At 65.2% G+C, this 22,267-nt stretch carries 18 protein-coding genes; 13 read left to right on the forward strand and 5 right to left on the reverse strand.

Annotated features, from left to right (window positions below):
- Positions 1–313: 313 nt before the first annotated feature.
- The 13 genes from I6I07_RS26655 to I6I07_RS26715 all read left to right on the forward strand — a co-directional run bounded on the left by I6I07_RS26655 (position 314) and on the right by I6I07_RS26715 (position 13,663).
- Positions 314–3,607 carry a bifunctional class I SAM-dependent methyltransferase/glycosyltransferase gene (locus tag I6I07_RS26655; protein ID WP_232625757.1) on the forward strand — a complete coding sequence of 1,098 codons (3,294 nt, stop codon included), beginning with the start codon at positions 314–316 and terminating at the stop codon, positions 3,605–3,607.
- Positions 3,604–4,377: a glucose-1-phosphate cytidylyltransferase gene (rfbF, locus tag I6I07_RS26660; protein WP_198484373.1), complete on the forward strand. Its 774-nt coding sequence runs from the start codon at positions 3,604–3,606 to the stop codon at positions 4,375–4,377. The genes I6I07_RS26655 and rfbF overlap by 4 nt, the downstream gene beginning before the upstream one ends.
- Positions 4,368–5,456: a CDP-glucose 4,6-dehydratase gene (gene rfbG, locus I6I07_RS26665; RefSeq protein ID WP_198487682.1), complete on the forward strand. Its 1,089-nt coding sequence runs from the start codon at positions 4,368–4,370 to the stop codon at positions 5,454–5,456. Before rfbF ends, rfbG begins: the two co-directional genes overlap by 10 nt.
- Complete coding sequence (gene rfbC / locus I6I07_RS26670) at positions 5,453–6,004, forward strand: dTDP-4-dehydrorhamnose 3,5-epimerase (RefSeq protein ID WP_198484374.1); 552 nt, start codon at positions 5,453–5,455, stop codon at positions 6,002–6,004. The genes rfbG and rfbC overlap by 4 nt, the downstream gene beginning before the upstream one ends.
- Positions 6,001–7,224 carry a class I SAM-dependent methyltransferase gene (locus I6I07_RS26675; protein ID WP_198484375.1) on the forward strand — a complete coding sequence of 408 codons (1,224 nt, stop codon included), beginning with the start codon at positions 6,001–6,003 and terminating at the stop codon, positions 7,222–7,224. The genes rfbC and I6I07_RS26675 overlap by 4 nt, the downstream gene beginning before the upstream one ends.
- On the forward strand, positions 7,221–8,342 hold the full coding sequence (locus I6I07_RS26680) for a DegT/DnrJ/EryC1/StrS family aminotransferase (RefSeq protein ID WP_198484376.1): 1,122 nt from the start codon (positions 7,221–7,223) through the stop codon (positions 8,340–8,342). The genes I6I07_RS26675 and I6I07_RS26680 overlap by 4 nt, the downstream gene beginning before the upstream one ends.
- A complete protein-coding gene (locus I6I07_RS26685) occupies positions 8,335–9,090 on the forward strand; it encodes a WbqC family protein (RefSeq protein WP_232625758.1) in 756 nt (251 codons plus the stop codon). The genes I6I07_RS26680 and I6I07_RS26685 overlap by 8 nt, the downstream gene beginning before the upstream one ends.
- 2 nt (positions 9,091–9,092) lie before the next feature.
- Positions 9,093–9,815 carry a class I SAM-dependent methyltransferase gene (locus I6I07_RS26690; RefSeq protein WP_198484377.1) on the forward strand — a complete coding sequence of 241 codons (723 nt, stop codon included), beginning with the start codon at positions 9,093–9,095 and terminating at the stop codon, positions 9,813–9,815.
- Positions 9,812–10,846 (forward strand): ATP-grasp domain-containing protein, encoded by a 1,035-nt coding sequence (locus I6I07_RS26695; protein WP_198484378.1) that lies wholly within the window; start codon positions 9,812–9,814, stop codon positions 10,844–10,846. Before I6I07_RS26690 ends, I6I07_RS26695 begins: the two co-directional genes overlap by 4 nt.
- Positions 10,827–11,525, forward strand: a complete 699-nt coding sequence (locus tag I6I07_RS26700) for a metallophosphoesterase family protein (protein ID WP_198484379.1) — start codon at positions 10,827–10,829, stop codon at positions 11,523–11,525. Before I6I07_RS26695 ends, I6I07_RS26700 begins: the two co-directional genes overlap by 20 nt.
- A gap of 7 nt (positions 11,526–11,532) precedes the next feature.
- The gene (locus tag I6I07_RS26705; RefSeq protein ID WP_061071547.1) at positions 11,533–12,315 is read left to right on the forward strand and encodes a cephalosporin hydroxylase family protein; all 783 of its coding nucleotides are present in this window, start codon (positions 11,533–11,535) and stop codon (positions 12,313–12,315) included.
- A 195-nt stretch (positions 12,316–12,510) separates the two neighbouring features.
- Entirely contained in the window at positions 12,511–13,365 is an 855-nt protein-coding gene (locus tag I6I07_RS26710; RefSeq protein ID WP_198484380.1) for a hypothetical protein, read from the forward strand.
- Between the two features lie 103 nt (positions 13,366–13,468).
- On the forward strand, positions 13,469–13,663 hold the full coding sequence (locus tag I6I07_RS26715; protein ID WP_054431993.1) for a putative motility protein: 195 nt from the start codon (positions 13,469–13,471) through the stop codon (positions 13,661–13,663).
- A 63-nt stretch (positions 13,664–13,726) separates the two neighbouring features.
- Here I6I07_RS26715 and I6I07_RS26720 read toward each other — a convergent pair whose 3' ends face one another.
- From I6I07_RS26720 to aceE, 5 genes are all read right to left on the reverse strand, one after another.
- Positions 13,727–14,635 carry a LysR family transcriptional regulator gene (locus I6I07_RS26720; protein ID WP_198484381.1) on the reverse strand — a complete coding sequence of 303 codons (909 nt, stop codon included), beginning with the start codon at positions 14,633–14,635 and terminating at the stop codon, positions 13,727–13,729.
- A 168-nt stretch (positions 14,636–14,803) separates the two neighbouring features.
- Positions 14,804–15,577 carry an SDR family oxidoreductase gene (locus I6I07_RS26725; RefSeq protein ID WP_198484382.1) on the reverse strand — a complete coding sequence of 258 codons (774 nt, stop codon included), beginning with the start codon at positions 15,575–15,577 and terminating at the stop codon, positions 14,804–14,806.
- Between the two features lie 184 nt (positions 15,578–15,761).
- Positions 15,762–17,540 (reverse strand): dihydrolipoyl dehydrogenase, encoded by a 1,779-nt coding sequence (gene lpdA, locus I6I07_RS26730; RefSeq protein WP_198484383.1) that lies wholly within the window; start codon positions 17,538–17,540, stop codon positions 15,762–15,764.
- 12 nt (positions 17,541–17,552) lie between these two features.
- Positions 17,553–19,211 (reverse strand): dihydrolipoyllysine-residue acetyltransferase, encoded by a 1,659-nt coding sequence (gene aceF, locus I6I07_RS26735; RefSeq protein ID WP_198484384.1) that lies wholly within the window; start codon positions 19,209–19,211, stop codon positions 17,553–17,555.
- Positions 19,212–19,223: 12 nt separating this feature from the next.
- The gene (gene aceE, locus I6I07_RS26740) at positions 19,224–21,932 is read right to left on the reverse strand and encodes a pyruvate dehydrogenase (acetyl-transferring), homodimeric type (RefSeq protein ID WP_198484385.1); all 2,709 of its coding nucleotides are present in this window, start codon (positions 21,930–21,932) and stop codon (positions 19,224–19,226) included.
- Positions 21,933–22,267: the final 335 nt, after the last annotated feature.

A 22,267-nucleotide genomic window follows, 5' to 3' on the forward strand; every position in this document is an offset into this window, starting at 1 on the left:
GGCCAAGGGTCTTCGAGCCTTGGCCGACTCCCCTTCAAAACCCGCCTCTCGGCGGGTTTTTTCATTGCCGCCCCAAATGTACGGTTTCATCCAAACTGGCGGGAAATTCGCACGCTGATTCGCCGAATGAGACGGTGCCGGCATTCATAGAATTACCGCAATAGTCTTCCGGGCATGCCCGCCCGCTCTTCCGAATCACATGTCTTATCCGGCCCATAACCACCGACAAGCCGCCGCCGACCCCGGCCGCCTGGCTCCCAGTCATTCCCCCGCGAGACTGCGCGCCACGGCTCATCTTTATGGTGTCGGGACCGTGCCCCTGGAAAGCGCCCGCGTGCTGGCAATCGGTTGCGGCGATGGCTCCGGCCTTCTCCCGTTCGCATTGGCCTATCCCCAGGCGCAGGCCGTCGGCATCGATGCGTCCGAGCTGCTGGTCGCCCAAGGCACTGCGGCAGCGCAACGCCTGGGGATGGCCAACCTGACGCTGTATGTCGGCCAGGCGACCGATATCGGTACACAGCTAGGTCTCTTCGACTACGTCATCGTCACGGGTCTTTATAGTTACCTGCCCTCCGAGGCCGGGCAGGCGCTGCTGCAGGCATGCGGCCAGTTGCTGTCGCCGTGCGGCATCCTGTACCTGGACAGCCACGTGTATCCTGGCGCCAAATCCCTCGAAGTCGTACGCGACGCCATCCTGCTGCACGGCCATGCCGCACAGAACGACGCCGAGCTGCGCCAGGGCGCCATGGCGGCGCTGTCTCTGTTCAAGGAGGGCATGGCGGCAGCCAATCCGCATGGACCCACCCTAGCGGCAGCCGCCGCCAGATTCGAGCGTGCCCTAGCCCAGGGCGACACGCACGACGGCGCCAACCCACTGGCCTGCAATCCCTGCTATTTCGTTGAACTGGCGAACGTGGCGGCACAGGCGGGGCTGGCCTATCTGGGCGATGCGCAACCGCTCAGCGAAATCCCCATGACATTCGGTCAGGGTGTCTCGCTCAACCACAGCCTGCTGGCCATGGGACAGCCGGCTACCGTTCGCCAGCAGTACCTCGATTTCGCCACGGGCCGGGCCTTTCGCCAATCCCTTTGGCTGCCCCAGGAGCGCGCCGGCGACGTGCTGGCCAAACCCGACCTAGCCCGCCTGCGCGACCTGCGCTTTGCCGCGGGTATGATCCGATTGGCTCCGAACGGCCAGGAACTGGGCACCGTCCATATCAACCACCTGGGCCGCGCCCTGATCACGCAAGACGCCGACGTGGTCACCGTGGTCGAGACCCTGGCCCACGCCTGGCCTGGCTCGATACCCTACAGCACCCTGCTGGCGGTCCTGCTGCACAAGAACCAGAGCGACGACGCCGTGACCAGAAAGACGCTGGATCGCGTGCTTCAGACGTTGATGGAAAACGATCTGGTGCATTACTGCCTCGATCGCGGCCCCTACGAGCCCGAAACGGGCATGCCGGTGCGTCCGTTGGCGTTTCTCGTTGACCCGCCTCCGGCGGACGGGGCCGCGCTGCCCCGCTTCAATCTGTGGCATGAACCCACTAATTACCTCCCTTCGCCGGCCCAGGCCGCAATCCTGAACGACCTGGCGGCCGGCCGCCTGCCAGGCGAAGCCGCCGCGGATGACTCGCCAGCCGAACCGTCGGAAGTGGGCGAAACGCTGGCATTGCTCAAGCGCTATGCGCTGGCGCAGGGCGATGCCAAAGCCTGGGCCGACTTGCTGCGCCGCACGCTGAAAGCGGCAGGAGAAAGCTATATGCCGCTGGCTGGCCTGTATGTCAGCGCCCTGGCAAGCTTGAGCCTGAATGCCCAAGTATTGACGGCAAGCGGACATCAGACCAATCCAGGCCCAGCCATCGCGCCGCAGGTCAAGCGGATGCACGAGCTGATGGTGCAAAGAGCCTACGCAGAAGCTGAGCCCGTGGCGCGCCAGTTGACAAAGGTAGCGCCGCGTTTCTGGGACGCCTGGGAAGCCCTAGCCGTTTCCCTGTTCAGCACGTTCCGTACCCCCAAGGCCCTGCAACCCGCCTTGACCATGCTGGACCTGGCGCCCGCGGATTCCCAGAGCCATATCGTGTTGGCCGCCATACTGGCGCAACTGGGCCGCACCTCCGAAGCGATCGCGGTTGGCCGCCGCGCCGTCGAGCTGGGTCCTCGGAATGCCGAGGCGCACGCCATCCTGGCGGATGCCCTGGCTGCCGAGCGACGCCACAAGGAAGCCCAGGCTAGCAACCTGACGGCCATCGCCCTTGACCCCAAACAACGCAAAGCCCGCATCAACCTCTGCAAAGCCTACATCGATGCCGGCGAGGTGTCCCTGGCCGAACAGGCGGCCCGCGAAGCCGTCGCGATATTCCCGACGGACGCCATTGTCCGCAACAACCTGTTGTTCGCCCTTAACTACTCGCACGAACGCACGGCCGAAGAGGTGTTCCAGGCCTACCAGGAATGCGACCGCCAGCTGTTCCAGCCCTTGCGCAACAAGTGGCGGCCGCATACCAATCCCAGGCATGCCGACCGCAAGCTGAAGATCGGCTACGTTTCGCCTGATTTCAGGAAGCACTCCGGCAACAACTTCGTCGAACTGGTCTTCGCCCATCACGACCGGCAGGCATTCGAACTGACCGCCTACGCCGAGCTATTGGTCGAGGACGAGGTGACCGAACGCTTCAAGGCATACTTCGATCACTGGACGTCCACGGCGGGGCTAACCGACGCAAAGCTCGCGGAAAAGATCCGCGACGACGGAATAGACATCCTCATCGACCTGGCGGGACACACTCAAGGCAACCGGCTTGGTGCCTTCGCCCGCAAGCCGGCGCCGGTATCGCTGACCTGGATGGGCTACGGCTACACCACCGGCCTCTCGGCGATCGACTACATCGTGATGGACGAAACCATGGCGCCAGCCGGCAGCGACACGCTGTTTTCCGAGAAGGTCTGGCGCCTGTCGACTGCGGGCGCCTATCGGCCCATCGCCACCATGGGAGAGGTCAGCGAGCTTCCCGCCCTGTCCACGGATTGCGTCACTTTCGGCACCCTTTCGCGCGCCATTCGCATTAACGAACGGACGATCCGCACCTGGGCCGCCATCCTGCAACGGCTACCCCATGCCCGCCTGGTGGTTGACAGCGGCAGCTACCAGGATGCAGCGATGTGCGAAGCCTTGGTCACCGAGTTCGAAGCCAGGGGCGTCTGCCGCAACCGGCTGTCGATCGGGTTCCACAGCCCTCCCTGGGATGTCTTGCGGCAAATCGACATCGGGCTGGACTGCTTCCCCCACAATTCCGGAACGACCCTGATGGAGTCCATCTACATGGGGGTGCCTTATGTGTCGCTTGCGGACAGGCCCAGCGTGGGCCGGCTGGGTGGCTCCATCCTGAAATCGGTCGGCCTTGCCCACCTGATCTGTGCCACCGAGGAAGAGTACGTGGAAAAGGCAATCGCGCTGGCCAGCGACCTGCCGGCGCTGGCCGATATCCGCCGGGGCCTGCGCCAGGCGGCGCGCGACAGCGTCTTGATGGACGAAGCCGGTTTCACGCGGGAATTCGAAATGGGACTGAAGAAAATGTACAGCCAATGGTGTGAGGAACAAGCATGAAGGCCGTCATCCTCGCGGGCGGACTGGGCACTCGCATCTCGGAAGAGACGCAGGCACGCCCCAAGCCGATGATCGAAATCGGTGGCCGCCCGATCCTGTGGCACATCATGAAGTCCTATTCAGTCCACGGCGTGAACGACTTCGTGATCTGCTGCGGCTATAAGGGCTACATGATCAAGGAGTATTTCGCCAATTATTTCCTGCATATGTCCGACGTGACGTTCGACATGGCCGACAACCGCATGGAGGTGCACCAACGCAAGGCCGAGCCCTGGCGGGTGACGCTGGTGGACACTGGCGAAACCACCATGACCGGCGGACGCCTCAAGCGCGTAGCGGATTACGTGAAGGAAGAAGAGGCCTTCTGCTTCACCTACGGCGATGGCGTGTCGGACGTCGATATCAGCGCCTTGATCGCCTTCCATCGCCGACATGGCAAGGCGGCCACGGTGACCGCGGTGCAGCCGCCTGGACGCTACGGCGCGTTGCGGCGCGAGGGTGACATGGTGACCGGTTTCACCGAAAAGCCGCGCGGCGATGGCGGCCTCATCAATGGCGGCTTTTTCGTACTGTCGCCGAGCGTGCTGTCGCTGATCCAGAATGATGATATGCCTTGGGAAGCGGTGCCACTGGAAACCCTCAGCCGCAATGGCGAGCTGCAGGCCTACGAGCACCTGGGGTTCTGGCAACCCATGGATACGCTGCGCGACAAGAACCAGCTGGAGGCCTTGTGGGCACAGGGAAATCCGCCATGGAAGAAATGGGCGTAAGGCAATTCCACGGAGCCTATGAGGGCACCCGGGTACTGCTCACCGGCCACACCGGCTTCAAGGGAAGCTGGCTGGCCGCTTGGCTGGCCCAATTGGGCTCGCAGGTGACTGGCCTGTCCCTGGCACAGCTCGACGAGCCCAATCACTGGACACAGCTGGGCGACTGCGCGGTCGACTGGCGCGGCGACATACGCCACCCCGGCACCGTGGCCGACGCGATCGCGCAGGCCCGGCCCGAGATCGTCTTCCACCTTGCCGCCCAGACACTGGTGCGCCAATCTTATGGAGCGCCGCTGGACAGCTGGTCCACCAACGTCATGGGCACGGCCAACGTGCTGGAGGCGTGCCGCCGCACGCCCAGCGTGCGCGCGGTGGTCATCGTAACCACCGACAAGGTCTATGCCAACCGGGAATGGCACTGGGGCTACCGCGAGAACGACACGCTGGGTGGGCATGATCCGTACAGCGCCTCCAAGGCGGCCTGCGAAATCCTGGTGCATAGCTATCGCAAGTCATTCTGGCAAACGGCTCCCTCCGTGCTGGTGGCCTCGGCGCGCGCTGGCAATGTCATTGGCGGGGGCGACTGGGCACAGGATCGCCTAGTACCGGATCTGGTCCGGGCGATTCGCCAGAAGCAGCCGCTGGAAATCCGCTCACCGGCGTCGACGCGGCCATGGCAGCACGTACTCGATTGCCTGGCCGGCTACCTGATGCTCGGCCAGCAACTGCTGGCGGGCAACGCGACGTTCGCGGACAGCTGGAACTTCGGGCCCACGTCGCAGGACAACCGCAGCGTGGCCGAACTGCTAGGCATGCTGAACGGCTATTGGCCTGAGCTGAAATGGAACGCACGGCCCCCCGCCGAAGCCTTGCACGAAGCCACCCTGCTTCTGCTCGACTGCGCCAAGGCGCACAACATCCTGGGCTGGCGGCCAGTCCTGCCGCTGCATGATGCCGTGGCGATGACGGCCAACTGGTACCGCCATCATCACCAAACCGGCCAATCCCTGGCGCGGGAACAACTGCGCCAGTATGTAACACGGGCGGCAGTAGCCGGCAGCGCGTGGGTGCAAGGGTGAACGTACGCCCCACCCCCATCGCCGGCGCCGTCGTCGTCGAGACGCGCCCCCATCAGGATGCGCGCGGCGCGTTCACCCGCCTCTTTTGTGCCGACGCGCTCAGTGCCGTGATCGGGTCGCGCCACATCGTGCAGATAAACCAGTCGCGGACCCTGCATGCGGGCGCCGTGCGCGGCATGCACTTCCAGCGCCCGCCGCATGCTGAAATGAAGCTGGTGCGCTGCATTCGCGGCCGGGTCTGGGACGTGGTCGTGGACCTGCGCACGGGCTCGCCGACCTTCCTGCATTGGCATGCGCAGGAACTAGACGCGGAATCCGCTCGCATGCTGGTGATTCCAGAAGGCTGCGCGCATGGCTTCCAGGTGCTTGAGGCCAATAGCGAATTGCTCTACCTGCACACGGCGTACTACACGCCGTCGGCCGAAGCCGGAGTACGCCACGATGATCCCAGGCTGGGCATCCGCTGGCCGCTGGCCGCCACCGATCTTTCCTCCCGGGACCAGGCCCACGCCCCGCTGTCCGATGATTTCGCAGGAATCCAAGTATGAAATGCCGTCATTGCGCAACCCCCTTGCGGCTGACGCTCGTCGACCTGGGCACGGCGCCGCCCTCGAACGCCTATCTTTCCGAGGCAAGCCTGTCCCGCCCAGAGGCTTTCTACCCCTTGAAGGTGCGCGTCTGTGACGCCTGCTGGCTGGCGCAGACCGAGGACTACACTGAGGCCGACGCGCTGTTCACGCAGGACTACGCCTACTTCTCATCCACCTCGGCAAGCTGGCTGGAGCATGCCCGGCGCTACAGCGAAATGGCCACCGAACGGTTTCGCCTGAACGGCGAAAGTCTGGTGGTGGAGCTGGCCTCCAACGATGGCTACCTACTCAGGAACTTCGTGGCGTCGGGCATCCCTTGCCTTGGGGTCGAGCCCACCGGCAGCACCGCCGACGCCGCGCAGGCGCTTGGCATCCCGGTGCTGCGGGAGTTCTTCAACGAACCGCTGGGCCGCCAGTTACATGCACAGGGCAAGGCGGCCGACCTGATCATCGGCAACAACGTCTATGCGCACGTGCCGGACATCAATGACTTCACGCGCGGCATGAAAGCGCTGTTGAACTGTGGCGGCACGATCACGCTGGAGTTCCCGCACCTGCTGCGTCTGCTGGCCCATACCCAGTTCGACACCATCTACCACGAGCATTTCTCGTACCTGTCGCTGTACGCGGTCAGCCGCATCTTCGCCAGTTGCGACCTGCGCGTCACCGACGTCGAGGAACTGCCGACCCATGGCGGCAGCCTTCGCATCTATGGCTGCCACGCTGCCGACGGCCGCACCGACAGCCCCGCGGTCGAGCGTGTCCTGCGGGCCGAGCGTGACGCCGGTCTGCAGTCGCCGTCGGTCTACCAGGCCTTCCAGGCACGGGTGGACGAGATAAAGAACGGCTTCGTCGACTTCCTGATCCGGCAGCGGCGAGCCGGCAAGACCGTTGCCGCCTACGGCGCCGCCGCCAAGGGCAACACATTGCTGAACTATGCCGGCGTCAAACCGGACCTGCTGCCGCTGGTGTGCGACGCCGCCCCCTACAAGCAGGGCAAGTACCTGCCGGGCAGCCGCATTCCGATCCATGCCCCGGAAAAACTGAAAGAGTCCCGACCCGACTACGTGGTGGTGTTCCCGTGGAACATCATCGAGGAAGTGATGCAGCAGAACCAACACGTCCGGGATTGGGGTGGAAAGTTCGTCACGGCCGTTCCCACCCTGGAAATACGATGAGCGCACGGATCCACTACACCAAGCCGTCGATCACCGACCTTGAGGTCGAATTCGCCACGGACGCCGCGCGCCATGGCTGGGGCGAGCGCTGTTACGAATACCTGGGACGTTTCGAGCAGGGCTTCCGCCACCACATCGGCTCGGGCCACGCCATCGCCACCTCAAGTTGCACGGGCGCCCTGCATATCGGCATGGCCGCCCTGGGAATCGGCCCGGGCGACGAGGTAATCATGGCCGACACGAACTGGATCGCCAGCGCCGCGCCGGTCGTGCACCTCGGCGCCAGGCCGGTCTTCGTCGACATCCTGCCCGACTCATGGTGCATCGATCCGGAACAGGCCGAAGCGGCGATCACGCCTCGTACCAAGGCGATCCTTGCGGTCCACCTGTACGGCAACCTGTGCGACATGGACCGACTGCTGGCCATTGGCGAGCGTCATGGCATCCCCGTTATCGAGGATGCCGCTGAGGCCATCGGCTCGTCCTACCATGGCAAGCGTGCCGGTAGCATGGGCGTGTTCGGCGCATTCTCCTTCCATGGCACCAAGACCCTGACAACCGGCGAAGGCGGGATGTTCGTCACCTGCGATCCCACGCTGTACGAAACGGCCGCCACCTTGTCCAACCATGGGCGCCATGCCAAACAGACCAAGCAATTCTGGCCCGATCTGCTTGGCTTCAAATACAAGATGTCGAACATCCAGGCAGCAATCGGCTGCGCCCAGCTCGAGCGCATCGACGAACTTATCGCCGGCAAGCGTCGGATATTCGAATCCTATCGCGACGCCTTGGGCGGCATCCCGGGCGTCGTTCTGAATCCCGAAGCGGAAGGGACGCGCAATGGCTATTGGATGCCGACCGTGGTGCTTGACCGCTCGCTCGGGATTTCCCGCGAACACCTGCAGGCCGCGCTCAATCCGGAGGGCATCGATGCGCGCGTGTTCTTCCATCCCCTGTCGAGCCTGCCGATGTTCGAGGCCTGCCCACGCAACGTCAACGCCTACGACATCCCGCAGCGCGCGATCAACCTGCCGAGCTATCACGACATGACCGCCTCGGATCTGGATCGCGTCATTGGGACGATCCGACGGCTATTGGGGGAACCCGTCCATGGCTGACAGCCGGACCCTCTGCCTGGTCATTTCGCAGCCCATGTATTTCCCTTGGGTGGGAATGCTCGAACAGATCCGGCTCGCCGACCATTTTGTCTATTACGACGATGTTCAGTTTTCACGCGGCGGTTTTTCCAATCGCGTGCAGATCAAGACCCGGAATGGCATTCGCTGGCTGACGGTGCCACTGGCCGACCAGAAACTCGGACAGCTGATCAACGAAGTCCGGATCGACGACCGGTTCGATTGGCGGCGCAGCCACGTCGACCAATTGAAGCAGGCCTACGACGGCGCACCATTCCGGTCGGAGATGCTCAGCGTGGTGGACCAAGTGTTTTCGACGCCGCATCAAACCCTTGCCGACCTGGCGCAGGCGTCGATGGACGCCCTGGTCCGCTATTACCCACAGCTTGGCGCGCGCAAGCCCTTCACGGTTTCCTCGACGCTCGACACTCCAGGCGCCAGCACGCAACGGGTGATCGACCTTTGCCTTGCCCTGCGGGCCGATCATTACCTAACAGGCCACGGCGCGCGCCATTATCTCGACCACCAGGCTTTCGAAGCCCGTGGTATCGCGGTGTCGTACATCAAGTACGGCACCCCGCCCTATCCCCAGTTGCATGGCGAATTCACGCCCTACGTCAGTGCCTTGGATCTGATTGCGAATTGCGGTCCGGAGGGCATCGCGAATATCGGCGGCCAACCCCTCGCCTGGCGCGACTTTCTCTCCACGCCGGCGCCGGCCGCGACTTGAACATGAAACCCGACCTGAACGCCGTCTCTTCGGAATACCGCCCCAACGGCGCGACCGAAATCGAAAACAATCTGGTGCTGAACTGGTACCCACGCAGGATCATCGATCGCTTCAAGCATGCCGATTCGCTGCTGGAATTGGGCCTGGGCCACGGCTATACATCGCGGATATTCGCACAGGCGAGCAACCGTCACGTCATCCTGGATGGCGCCAGCGTGGTGATCGAACAGTTTCGCCAGAACACGCCGGATTTTTCCGGCGAGATCATCGAGACCTATTTTGAGGACTACGCCTCGGACGAACAATTCGATGTCATCGTCATGGGCTTCATCCTTGAACACGTGGAAGACCCCGACCTCATCCTGAGCCGCTACCGGCGCTTTCTGAAGCCTGGCGGGAAAATGTATGTGGCCGTGCCGAATGCGAAATCCATGAATCGGCGCCTCGGGCTGGAACTCGGGTTGATCGACGACATCTACAGCCTCAATGCCAACGACATCGCGCTGGGACACGTGCGACAGTATTGCCGCGATACATTGACCGCCGCCGTGCGCCAAGCCGGCTACCGTATCACGTACGAGGAAGGCATCTACCTGAAACCGCTGCCGCTGGCCGTGCTCAAGACCATGGACGACTTCGATGCGAACCTGCAGGCGATGTTGCGGGTGGGCGTCGATTTTCCCGATCTGTGCGTCGCACTGCTCATGGAACTGGAGCTGCAATGAACCCGCTTGCGGATCAGGGCACTAGCATGGCGGCCGGATCGAAAGGCCCATGGGCGGTCGCCGTCACCGGCGTGGGCGCGATCATCGGCCAAGGCATCGTCAAGAGCTTGCGGCAATGCAAGTATCAGGTGCGCATCATCGGTATCGACCGTAGCGCCGACTCGCCCGGCCCCCGGTTTTGCGACGCGTTCGAACAGAAGCCCGATGCGCCGGAAGACAGCCAAGCCTATCTGGATTACTGGACCCATATCGTCCATACCCATGGCATCCGATTGATCCTGCCCGGCTTGGAAATCGATGTGGCCTTTTTCGACCGGCATCGGGAATTGTTCACGAACCTGGGCGTGCGGCTCGCGCTGAATACCACCGAACTCATCGCAAAAACCAGCGACAAGTGGGATTTCGGCCTCGAATTGGGCGCTTTCGGCTACCCCTCGATTCCTTCGGCACGCCCGACGTCCTGGGTCGACGCCGTCGAACGCCTCGGCCCACCGCCATTGCTCCTCAAACCCCGGCGGGGCAACGGCTCGCGGGGCATCCACGTGCTTGAAGACGAAACCGATTTTGCCTACTGGCAACGCAAGGCCGGATCCGCCTGGATGTTGCAACGCATCGTCGGTAGCGACCAGGAAGAATACACGGTTGGCGTTTTCGGGCTCGGCGGCGTTCGATGGCTGGGCCCCCTGATATTCCGGAGGCGCCTGTCGACCGCCGGCAATACACTGGTCGCCGAAGTGGTAAATGAGCATCCCGTCATCGAGGCCGCCCTCGACAGACTGTGCCAGTACTTCAAACCGTGGGGCCCAACCAATTTCCAGTTCAGAGTGGAAAACGGCACCGCCTTCCTGCTGGAAATCAATCCGCGCTTTTCCAGCAGCAACTCGTTGCGGACGGCATTCGGCTTCAACGAAGCGGAGATGGCGATCGAACTGTACCTGCTGGACCGGGAGCCTGACGCTCCCCGTATCCACCCCGGCAAGGCCTGGCGCTACACCGAGGATTTCGTGACTCATGCTGGCCATCCTCTCTGACATCCACGGCAACCTGCCCGCGCTGCAGGCCGTGGTCGCGGATGCCCGGGCACAGGGCTGCACCCGCTATCTTTCGCTCGGCGACGTCGCCGGCTATTACGCCGAGCCGGGCGCCTGCATCGACCTGCTGCGCGAACTGGACGCGCCCAACGTGCTGGGCAACCACGACAGCTACATCACCCTGGATGAGAACTGCCCACGTTCGCGCGTGGTCACCCAGATCATCGATTTCCAGAAGACCCTGCTCAGCAAGGAGCAGGTGGACTGGCTCAAGGCCTCGCATCCGTTCATCCGCCAGGACGGCATCCTGTTCGTGCACGGCGGTCCCGAGGATCCCCGCGACCAGTATCTGTACACGATCAGCCGCGACAAGATCCCGGCTGACGTGCGCCTGCTGTTTTCGGGGCATACCCACGTCCAGGTGCTGGCCGATTTCGGCGCACAGCGCTATTGCAACCCGGGGTCCGTCGGCCAGCCACGCGACGGCAACAGCAAGGCGGCCTACGCCATCCTCGACGACGACCGGATACGGCTGCGCCGCGTGGCGTACGACATCGACCGCACCGCGCAGGCGATGAAGGACGCAGGCTTCGAGCCGTTCTGCTACGAAAACCTCTACAAAGGCGCCCAGATCGGCGGCAGGGTCGATCGCGTCAACATCACCCATACCTCTGAGTAGACACACCATGGACGCAATCCAGCAGTTCAAAAGCGAAGTACAGGCGAACATCCAGCGGCTGGGCCAGGATCCGGCGCTGGCCGCCGACACCCTCGCATGGATGATCAAGGCAGGCACCGTCGGCGCCTATACCTATAACTTTCAGTGGCTTGGCCGGCCCATCATCCAGTATCCGCAGGACATCCACGCGATGCAGGAACTGATCTGGGCGACGCGTCCGGACGTCATCGTCGAGACCGGCATCGCGCACGGCGGTTCGCTGATCCTCAGCGCGTCCATGCTGGCGCTGCTCGACTATTGCGACGCCCAGGTCAACGGCACGCCACTGTTCCCCGGCAAGTCGAACCGCCGCGTCGTCGGCGTCGACATCGATATCCGCGCCCACAACCGCCAGGAAATCGAAGCCCATCCGCTGAGCCACCTGATCACGCTGATCCAGGGATCCAGCATTGCTCCCGACATCGTCGACCAGGTACGCCAGGCGGTCGGCGACGCCAAGCGGGTATTGGTGTGCCTGGACTCCAATCACACCCACGACCATGTGCTGGCCGAACTGCAGGCCTATGCGCCGATGACGTCCGTCGGCAGCTACTGCGTGGTCTTCGACACGGTGATCGAAGACATGCCGGCCGAGCTCTGCGCCCATCGCCCGTGGGGCCAGGGCAACAGCCCGAAATCGGCGGTCCGTGCCTGGTTGCCGCAGCACCCCGAGTTCGAGCAGGACCTGGCGCTGCAGCACAAGCTGCAGATCACCGTGGCCCAGGACGGTTTTCTGAAGCGCGTACGCTAGCCGGCACCTCGGCATTCCGCCCGACATGCCGGGGCGCCAGCGCAACGCTGGCGTCCCGATGCGTGGGTTCGCTCGCGTCCCGGGCACGCCGAATCTACGCCGAGACCCGTTTTTTCCCAGCTGTTCGGGCTATGCCCCGAAGAGGCCGTCCTTCATAATTCAACACAGCCGTTTTGTATCTATATTTTTCCTAATATGACCACCCCTCGACTCGATCCACTTGCTACGCAGCACGATGGCACCCCGGATTCCGAGCATGAGGGGCCGGAGGATCCGCAGACGGCGCGCCTGCGCGACGAAAACCGCGCCCTGCGCGAGCTGCTGGCGGCGCAGGTGCAGGCCTCGATCCCGCGGCCCGGCCTGTTCAAGCGGCTGGGCTGGGCGCTGATCAGCGCGCCCGGCGCCGCCCTGGTGGGCTGGCGCAGCCTGATCGGCCGCGAGGACGCCACCCCGATTACCGGCAAGCGCGTGGGCTACGCCACCCTGACCGTCCTCTATACGCTGGCGATCTATGGCGCGCTGGTGTTGCTGGTGGTGTCCTGGAGCACGCCCAATGCCGCGCGCACCGGCGTGCACGCCGCCGGGCCGGTGCGGGTGCCGCTCGACGCGCCCCAGGGGGCCGGCCAGGAGCCGGCGAGCCCCATCGCCCCGGCCAACGGGAACAGCGGCGACGGCGCCGCCACGCCTCCCAAGGAAACCGAGCCGCCCCCCGCCCCGGCGCAGGCGCCGCATGGCGCGCCCCAGGAGGACGACCCGGAAACGACCGTGCCGGCCGGCCATGCCGACAGTCCGGCCGCGCGCCCCGCCGCCCCCGCGGGCGCCAATGCCGCGCCGGCAGCTACGCCAGGCACGCCCAAGCCGACGCTGCGGATTACCGAGATCCCCGCCGAGAATCCCCTGGCCTGGCTCGACAGCCTGAAGACCGAGCTGGCGCGCTGCGCGTCCCTGGGCTTTTTCGACCGCCCCGATTGCGCCTGGGCCGCGCGCAAGCAATATTGCGGCCCCAACCGGGGCTGGGGCGCGGTCAAGGAATGCCCGCCGCAGCCTTGATGCCGGCGCCAGCGCCGGAAAATTCCGCCGCGATGCCGCAAACTTTGCGATAATCGTTCAATCCCGGGCTTCGGTCCGGACAGCCTTCCACAGGACACCCGCCATGGATCTTTCCATCAGCAACACCGTGAACACCGGCCTGGCCATGCGCGACGCGCAGCTGATGCAGGAAGTCCAGGCTCGCGTCACCAAGAAAGCCATCAACGCCCAGGCCGACACCGTCGCCACGCTGATGCAATCGCTGCCGGTGGTCGCCATCGACGGCAAGATCGGCACCCGCATCAATACCCAGGCGTAACCGCCCCGGCACTCGCCGCCGCGCCCTTCTCCCTTCCGCTTTTCCCGTCTTCGCCAGGGGCCGTCAGGCCTCCAGGTGGCTGCGCATCAATTCCTCGAACCATTCCAGAAAGACCGCCAGCCGGCGCGAACGCTGCCGCCGGTGCGGATAGAGCAGCGTCACCGGCATGAGCGCGGCGCGATGCGCCGGCATGATTTCCACCAGTTCGCCGGCATCCAGCAGGTCCTGCACGTCGAAGCGCGGAATCTGGATCAGCCCCAGGCCCGCCAGGCAGCAGGCGATATAGCTTTCGGCGTTGTTGACCACCACCCGGCTGGGCACCGCGATGGCCTGGCGGCCGCCGTCGCCGGCCGCCACCTCCCAGGGCAGTTCGCGGCCCGTGGTCGGCGAGGCGTATCCCACCATCCAGTGCTCTCCCGGCAGTTCCTGCGGCGCCCGTGGCACGCCGCGCTCGCGCAGGTAGGCGGGGCTGGCGCAGTTGATCAGGGCGATGCCGCCCAATGGCCGCGACACCAGGCTGCTGTCATGCAGCGCGCCGACGCGCACCGCGCAGTCGACGCCCTCCTGGATCAGGTCGATGGCGCGGTCGCTGGAGCCCAACGACAGTTGCAGCCGCGGATGGCGGCGCAGCAGGCCCGGCAGCGCCGGCGCCACCAGGCGGCGCGCGATGCGGCTGGGCACGTCGACGATGAGCCGCCCGGAAACCTGGCGCTGGCTTTGCTGGAACAGGTGGTCGATGTCCTCGACCTCGGACAGCAGCGGCCGCAGGCGCTCCAGCAACTGGGCGCCGTCGGCGGTCAGGCGCACCTGGCGCGTGGTCCGGTGCAGCAGCCGCGCGCCCAGTTGGGCCTCCAGCTGCTGGACTGCGGCCGAGACGGAAGCGCGCGGCAGCTCCAGCGCATTGGCGGCCTTGATGAAGCTGCCCATCTCCGCCACCTGCGCGAAGACGCGGTACTGTTCGAATCTGTCCATGCTCCTCCGGCTGGCGCGCGCGCCCGCGGCACGGCGCCGCCCATGACAGCATAGCCGGTACGCCGGCCGTCGCGCAGTGCCGGCGGTGGCACAGCGCCAGCGTTGGCGGGCGCCCGGCGTGTGCCGCCACGGGCCGTCGCGATGGCGATGCCCGGGCGGTGGCGGCGATCACTTGGTGGTGTAGCCGCCGTTGATCAGGATGGTCTGCCCGGTGATCCACCAGCCATCGCTGACCAGGTGGCGGATGAACGGCACCACGTCCTCGATGTCGGTCAGGCCGGTCCTGGAGAACGGCGACAGCGCGGCGGCGGTCTTGTGATACGCGACGGCATCGGCGCCTTCGGCCGGATAGAAGAACGGCGTGTCCATCGGGCCCGGCCCCACCGCCGTCACCGAGATGCCGCGCGCGCCGAACTCCTTGGCGGCGGCCCGGGTGTAGTGCTCGACCGGCGCCTTGGAGCCGGCATAGGCGGCGTAGAACGGCGTGAACGCGCCCAGCAGCGAGGTCACCAGGGTGCAGACCTTGCCGTTGTCGTTGACGTGGCGGCCGGCCTCCTTGAGAAAGAAGAACGCCGTCTTGGCGTTGACCGCGCTCATCTCGTCGTACTCGGCTTCGCTGATCTCGGTCAGCGGCTTCTTCAGTACCTTGCCGACGGTGTTGATGGCGATGTCGGGCCGTCCCACCGCCGCCACCGCGTCGGCGAACAGCTTCTCGACCGCGCCCGCGGTGGTCAGGTCGGCCTGCAACGCCACCGCCTTGGCGCCGGCGGCCTGGATCGCCGCCACGGTGGCGTCGGCGTCGGCCTTGGAGGCGGCGCTGTTGTAGTGGATGACGACGGCCTTGGCGCCCTGCTGCGCCAGGTCACGGGCGATCAGTCCGCCCAGGTTCTTGGCGCCGCCGGCGATCAGCGCGACTTTGCCCTTGATGGAATGGTCTGCCATGGAAAATCTCCCGCATGTGTCGATGGAGATTCGATTCTAGGCAGCGGCGCCGCGCGGATCAGCCGGGCGCGCCCGGATGGATCATCCAGGAAATCGTTCCAATGAAAAACAGCCCGAAGGCCGGGAGGCGCTTCGGGCTGCGGTGCCTGCGTCCGGATGCGAAGATCCGGCCAGCCAGGGCGATTTACTTCTTCTTCATCGGCGGCAGGTCGGTGCACACGCCTTCGGCCACTTCGGCCGCCATGCCCACCGATTCACCCAGCGTCGGGTGCGGGTGGATGGTCTTGGCGATGTCGATGACATCCGCGCCCATTTCCACGGCCAGCGCCACTTCGCTGATCAGGTCGCCGGCATGGGTGCCGACGATGCCGCCGCCCAGGATGCGGTGCGACTCGGCGTCGAACAGCAGCTTGGTGAAGCCTTCGTCGCGGCCGTTGGCGATGGCGCGGCCGGAGGCGGCCCACGGGAACACGCCCTTCTCGACCTTGATGCCCTGCTTCTTGGCTTCGTCTTCGGTCAGGCCGACCCACGCCACTTCCGGATCGGTGTAGGCCACCGACGGGATCACGCGGGCGTCGAAGAACGACTTCTGGCCGGCGGCGGCTTCGGCCGCCACGTGGCCTTCATGCACCGCCTTGTGCGCCAGCATCGGCTGGCCGACGACGTCGCCGATGGCGAAGATGTGCGGCACGTTGGTGCGCATCTGGCGATCGACCTCGATGAAGCCGCGGTCGGTCACGGCCACGCCGGCCTTGTCGGCGCCGATCTTCTTGCCATTGGGGCTGCGACCCACGGCCTGCAGCACCAGGTCGTAGCGTTGCGGCTCCTTCGGCGCGCCCTCGCCCTCGAAGGTGACGTAGATGCCGTCTTTCCTGGCTTCCGCGCCGACCGTCTTGGTCTTGAGCATGATGTTGTCGAAGCGGCCGGCGTTCTTCTTCTGCCAGACCTTGACCAGGTCGCGGTCGGCGCCCTGCATCAGGCCATCCAGCATTTCCACCACGTCCAGGCGCGCGCCCAGCGTGGAGTACACCGTGCCCATTTCCAGCCCGATGATGCCGCCGCCGATGATCAGCATCTTCTTGGGGATTTCACGCAGCAGCAAGGCGCCGGTGGAATCGACGATGCGCTCGTCCTGCGGCAGGAACGGCAGCTTCACCGACTGGCTGCCGGCGGCGATGATGGCCTGCTTGAAGCGGATGGTCTGCGACTTGCCGTCGGCGCCCTTGACCGCCAGGTGGTTGGCATCGGCGAATTCGCCCACGCCGGTCACCACCGTGACCTTGCGCGCCTTGGCCATGCCGGCCAGGCCGCCGGTCAGCTTGGCGACCACGCTGTCCTTGTAGCCGCGCAGCTTGTCCAGGTCGATCTTGGGCTCGCCGAAGCTGATGCCGTGGGCGGCCAGCTCGCGCGCCTCGTCGATGATGGCGGCGTTGTGCAGCAGCGCCTTGGACGGGATGCAGCCCACGTTCAGGCAGACGCCGCCCAGCGTGGCGTAGCGTTCGACCAGCACCACGGACAGGCCGAGGTCGGCGGCGCGGAAGGCGGCGGAATAGCCGCCGGGGCCCGCGCCCAGCACCAGCATGTCGTATTCGGCGTCGGCCGAGCCCTTGAAGGTCGCGGCGGCGGGCGCCGCGGCGGCCGGCTTGGCCTCGGCCTTGGGGGCTTCGGCCTTCGGCGCGTCGGCCTTGGGCGCGTCCTTGGCGGCCGGCGCGGCGGCGGCATCGGCCGCTTCCACTTCGAGCACCACGGCGCCTTCGGCGACCTTGTCGCCGACCTTGACCGCGATCGACTTCACCACCCCGCCCTGCGAGGCGGGGATTTCCATCGAGGCCTTGTCGGATTCGACGGTAATCAGGCTTTGCTCGGCCTTGATCGTATCGCCCACGGCGACCAGCACCTCGATGACTTCGACTTCCTTGAAGTCACCGATGTCCGGCACTTTGATTTGAACGGTATTGCTCATAGGGCTCCCCGTTTACAGCGCGATGCGGCGGAAGTCGGCCAGCAAGGCGCCCAGATAGGCGTTGAAGCGGGCAGCGGCGGCGCCGTCGATGACGCGGTGGTCATAGGACAGCGACAGCGGCACGATCAGGCGCGGCACGAACTGCTTGCCGTCCCAGACCGGCTTGTGCGACGAACGCGACACGCCCAGGATGGCCACTTCGGGCGCATTGATGATGGGCGTGAACGAGGTGCCGCCGATGCCGCCCAGCGACGAGATCGAGAAGCAGCCGCCCTGCATGTCGGCCGGCGAGATCTTGCCGTCGCGCGCCTTCTTGGACAGGTCGGTCATTTCCTGGGCGATCTGCAGGATGCCCTTCTTGTCGGCATCGCGGATCACCGGCACCACCAGCCCGTTGGGCGTGTCGGCGGCGAAACCGATGTGGTAGTACTGCTTGAGCACCAGGTTGTCGCCGTCCAGCGAGGCGTTGAACTCGGGGAACTTCTTCAGGGCCGCGACCACGGCCTTGATCAGGAAGGCCAGCATCGTGACCTTGATGCCCGACTTCTCGTTTTCCTTGTTCAGCGTGACGCGCAGCGCTTCCAGGTCGGTGATGTCCGCTTCGTCGTTGTTGGTGACGTGCGGGATCATGACCCAGTTGCGGTGCAGGTTCGCGCCGGATATCTTCTTGATGCGCGACAGCGGCTTGGCTTCGACCGGGCCGAACTTGGTGAAGTCGACCTTGGGCCACGGCAGCAGGCCCAGCGCGGCGCCATCGGCCGAACCGCCGGCGGCGGCCACCGGGCCGGCGGCCAGCGCGGTCTTGACGAAACCGCGCACGTCGTCGGCGGTGATGCGATCCTTCGGACCCGAGCCCTTGACCTTGCTCAGGTTCACGCCCAGTTCGCGGGCGAACTTGCGCACCGACGGCGAAGCGTGCGGCAGCTGGCCGGGCTTGAGGTTGGGGTCTTCCAGCGCGGCGGCCGGCGCCGGGCGCGAGGCGGCGGCGGGGACCGGGGCCTGCTCCTTGGCGGCTGGAGCCTCGGCCTTGGCCGGCGCGGCTTCAGCCTTGGCGGCCGGGGCCGCGGCGGCGGCAGGCGCGCTGCCTTCCACCACGACCACGATCGAGCCCTTGGCGACCTTGTCGCCGACCTTGACCTTCACTTCCTTGACCACGCCGCCCTGCGAGGCCGGGATCTCCATCGAGGCCTTGTCGGACTCGACGGTGATCAGGCTCTGCTCGGCCTTGATGGTGTCGCCCACGGCGACCATGACTTCGATGACTTCCACTTCCTTGAAGTCGCCGATGTCCGGCACTTCGATCTCGATCGGACCGCTGGCGGCGGCCGGCGCGGCGGCCTCGGCCTTGGCGGCGGGCGCGGCGGCGGCAGCGGCCTGCTTGGGCGCTTCGGCCTTGGGTTCTTCCTTGGCGGCCGGGGCGGCGGCGGCGTCGGCCGCTTCCACCTCGAGCACCACGGCGCCTTCGGCGACCTTGTCGCCGACCTTGACCGCGATCGACTTCACCATCCCGCCCTGCGAGGCGGGGATTTCCATCGAGGCCTTGTCGGATTCGACGGTAATCAGGCTCTGCTCGGCCTTGATCGTGTCGCCCACCGCCACCAGCACTTCAATGACTTCCACTTCCTTGAAGTCGCCGATGTCGGGAACCTTGATTTGCACGACGTTGCTCATGTCTCTTTACCCTCAGGCGTATTGCGGGTTGGCTTTGTTCGGGTTGATGCCGTACTTCTTGATGGCTTCGGCCACCTTGGCAACCGGCACCTTGCCTTCGTCGGCCAGCGCGCGCAGCGCGGCGACCACGACGAAGTGGCGGTCCACCTCGAAGTGCTCGCGCAGCTTGGCGCGGAAATCCGAACGGCCGAAACCGTCGGTGCCCAGCACCTTGTATTCGCGGCCCTTGGGCACGAACGGACGGATCTGGTCCGCGAACAGCTTCATGTAGTCGGTCGACGCGATGATCGGGCCTTCCGTCTTGGCCAGCTGTTCCGTGACGTAGGCCACCTGCGGCTTCTTCTCGTCGGGGTGCAGCATGTTGTGGCGTTCGGCGTCCAGGCCGTTGCGGCGCAGTTCGGTGAAGCTGGTGACGCTCCACAGATCCGAGGCCACGCCCCAGTCGGCTTCCAGCAGTTCCTGGGCCGCCATGACTTCGCGCAGGATCGTGCCCGAGCCCATCAGCTGCACGCGGTTCTTGCCCTTGCCGTGCGACTTGAGCTTGTACATGCCCTTGATGATGCCTTCCTCGTCGCCGGCGGTCAGGCCAGGCTGCGGGTAGTTTTCGTTCATCACCGTCAGGTAGTAGTAGACGTTTTCCTGGTCTTCCACCATGCGCTTGAGGCCATGCTGGATGATCACGGCCAGTTCGTGGCCGAAGGTCGGGTCGTACGAGACGCAGTTGGGGATGGTCGAGGCCAGGATGTGGCTGTGGCCGTCTTCGTGCTGCAGGCCTTCGCCGTTGAGCGTGGTGCGCCCGGCGGTGCCGCCCAGGAGGAAGCCGCGCGCCTGCATGTCGCCGGCCGCCCAGGCCAGGTCGCCGATACGCTGGAACCCGAACATCGAGTAGTAGATGAAGAACGGGATCATGATGCGGTTGTTCGAGGAGTACGACGTGGCCGCCGCGATCCACGAGCTCATGGCGCCCGCTTCGTTGATGCCTTCCTGCAGGAGCTGGCCGTCGGCCGCTTCCTTGTAGTACATGACCTGGTCCTTGTCGACCGGGGTGTACTTCTGGCCTTCCGGCGCATAGATGCCGATCTGGCGGAACAGGCCTTCCATGCCGAACGTGCGCGATTCGTCGGCCAGGATCGGCACGACGCGCGGGCCCAGCTGCTTGTCGCGCAGCACCTGGTTCAGGATGCGCACGAAGGCCTGGGTGGTGGAGATCTCACGGCCTTCGGCGGTGGGTTCCAGCACGGCCTTGAAGGCGTCCAGCGCGGGGGCCTGGAGCTGCTCGTCGGCCTTGGCGCGGCGGCGCGGCAGGTAGCCGCCCAGCGCGGCGCGGCGCTCGTGCAGGTACTTCATTTCGGGCGAGTCTTCCGCCGGCTTGAAGTACGGCAGGTCGGCCAGCTGGTCGTCCGGGATGGGGATGCCGAAGCGATCGCGGAATTCGCGGATCGAATCCAGCTCCAGCTTCTTCTGCTGGTGGGTCGGGTTCTTGGCCTGGCCCACGTGGCCCATGCCGTAGCCCTTGATGGTCTTGGCCAGGATCACGGTCGGCTGGCCTTCGTGCTTGGAGGCCGAGTCGAAGGCGGCGAACACCTTGTGCGGATCGTGGCCGCCACGGTTCAGGCGCCAGATGTCCTCGTCGCTCATGCGCGACACGGCTTCCAGCAGCTTGGGGTGCTTGCCGAAGAAGTGCTCGCGCACGAACTTGCCGTCGTTGGCCTTGTACGCCTGGTACTCGCCGTCGACGGTGTCTTCCATGATCTTGCGCAGGATGCCTTCCTTGTCGTGCGCCAGCAGCGGATCCCAGTAGCCGCCCCAGATCAGCTTGATCACGTTCCAGCCCGAACCGCGGAAGTCGCCTTCCAGTTCCTGGATGATCTTGCCGTTGCCGCGCACCGGGCCGTCCAGGCGCTGCAGGTTGCAGTTGATGACGAAGATCAGGTTGTCGAGCTTTTCACGCGCGGCCAGGGCGATGGCGCCGAGCGACTCGGGTTCGTCCATTTCGCCGTCGCCGCAGAACACCCAGACCTTGCGGCGGCTGGTGTCGGCGATGCCGCGGGCGTGCAGGTACTTGAGGAAGCGGGCCTGGTAGATGGCCATCAGCGGGCCCAGGCCCATCGATACCGTGGGGAACTGCCAGAAGTCCGGCATCAGCTTCGGATGCGGGTACGAGGACAGGCCCTTGCCGTCCACTTCCTGGCGGAAGTGGTTCAGCTGTTCTTCGGTCAGGCGGCCTTCGAGGTAGGCGCGGCCGTACATGCCGGGCGAGGTGTGGCCCTGGAAGTAGACTAGGTCGCCGCCGTGGTTTTCGTCTTCGGCGTGCCAGAAGTGGTTCTGGCCGCAGCCGATCATGGTGGCCAGCGAGGCGAACGAGGCGATGTGGCCGCCCAGGTCGCCGCCATCCGGCGGGTTGTGCTTGTTGGCCTTGACCACCATGGCCATGGCGTTCCAGCGCACGTACGAGCGGATGCGCGATTCCAGTTCCAGGTTGCCCGGGTGCGCCGGCTCCAGGCCGGGGGGAATCGTGTTGACGTAAGCGGTATTCGGCGAGAACGGGATGTGGGCGCCGGAACGACGGGCTTCGTCGATCAGGCGTTCCAGCAGGTAGTGCGCGCGCTGCGGTCCTTCGCGATCAAGGACTGCCGCCAGGGCTTCGAGCCACTCCTGGGTTTCTAGGGTGTCTTCGTCGTTGGCAGCCTGCACGGCGCCAGCCTGGGCGAAAGAGGACATCGTGTGTCTCCTGTTGGGGTTCGTTCGTGACCACACCCGCTTATTTATCTACTCGCGGACATGCCATGGTAGTCGGGATCATCCGGGCTACCATGCCATGCATGGGTCGGGGTGTTGTGCTGGATGTCGGGGTCTGGGCCCTGTCAGCCGGCATTCTAAGAAAGAAGATTAACCGGTCGCAAGGAAAATTTCATGTTGCGGTACGGCATTTCATAATGCGAAAATATGAACAGAAGCTGAAAAGACCGGCGGGCACTTTTTTAGCCCATCCCCCTTCCGGCTGGCTTGATTCCCGGCAATTCCCCGCCAACACGCACTAAAATGCCGGGTCTATC

This window comes from Achromobacter deleyi (assembly GCF_016127315.1).
GTDB lineage: Bacteria > Pseudomonadota > Gammaproteobacteria > Burkholderiales > Burkholderiaceae_B > Achromobacter > Achromobacter insuavis_A.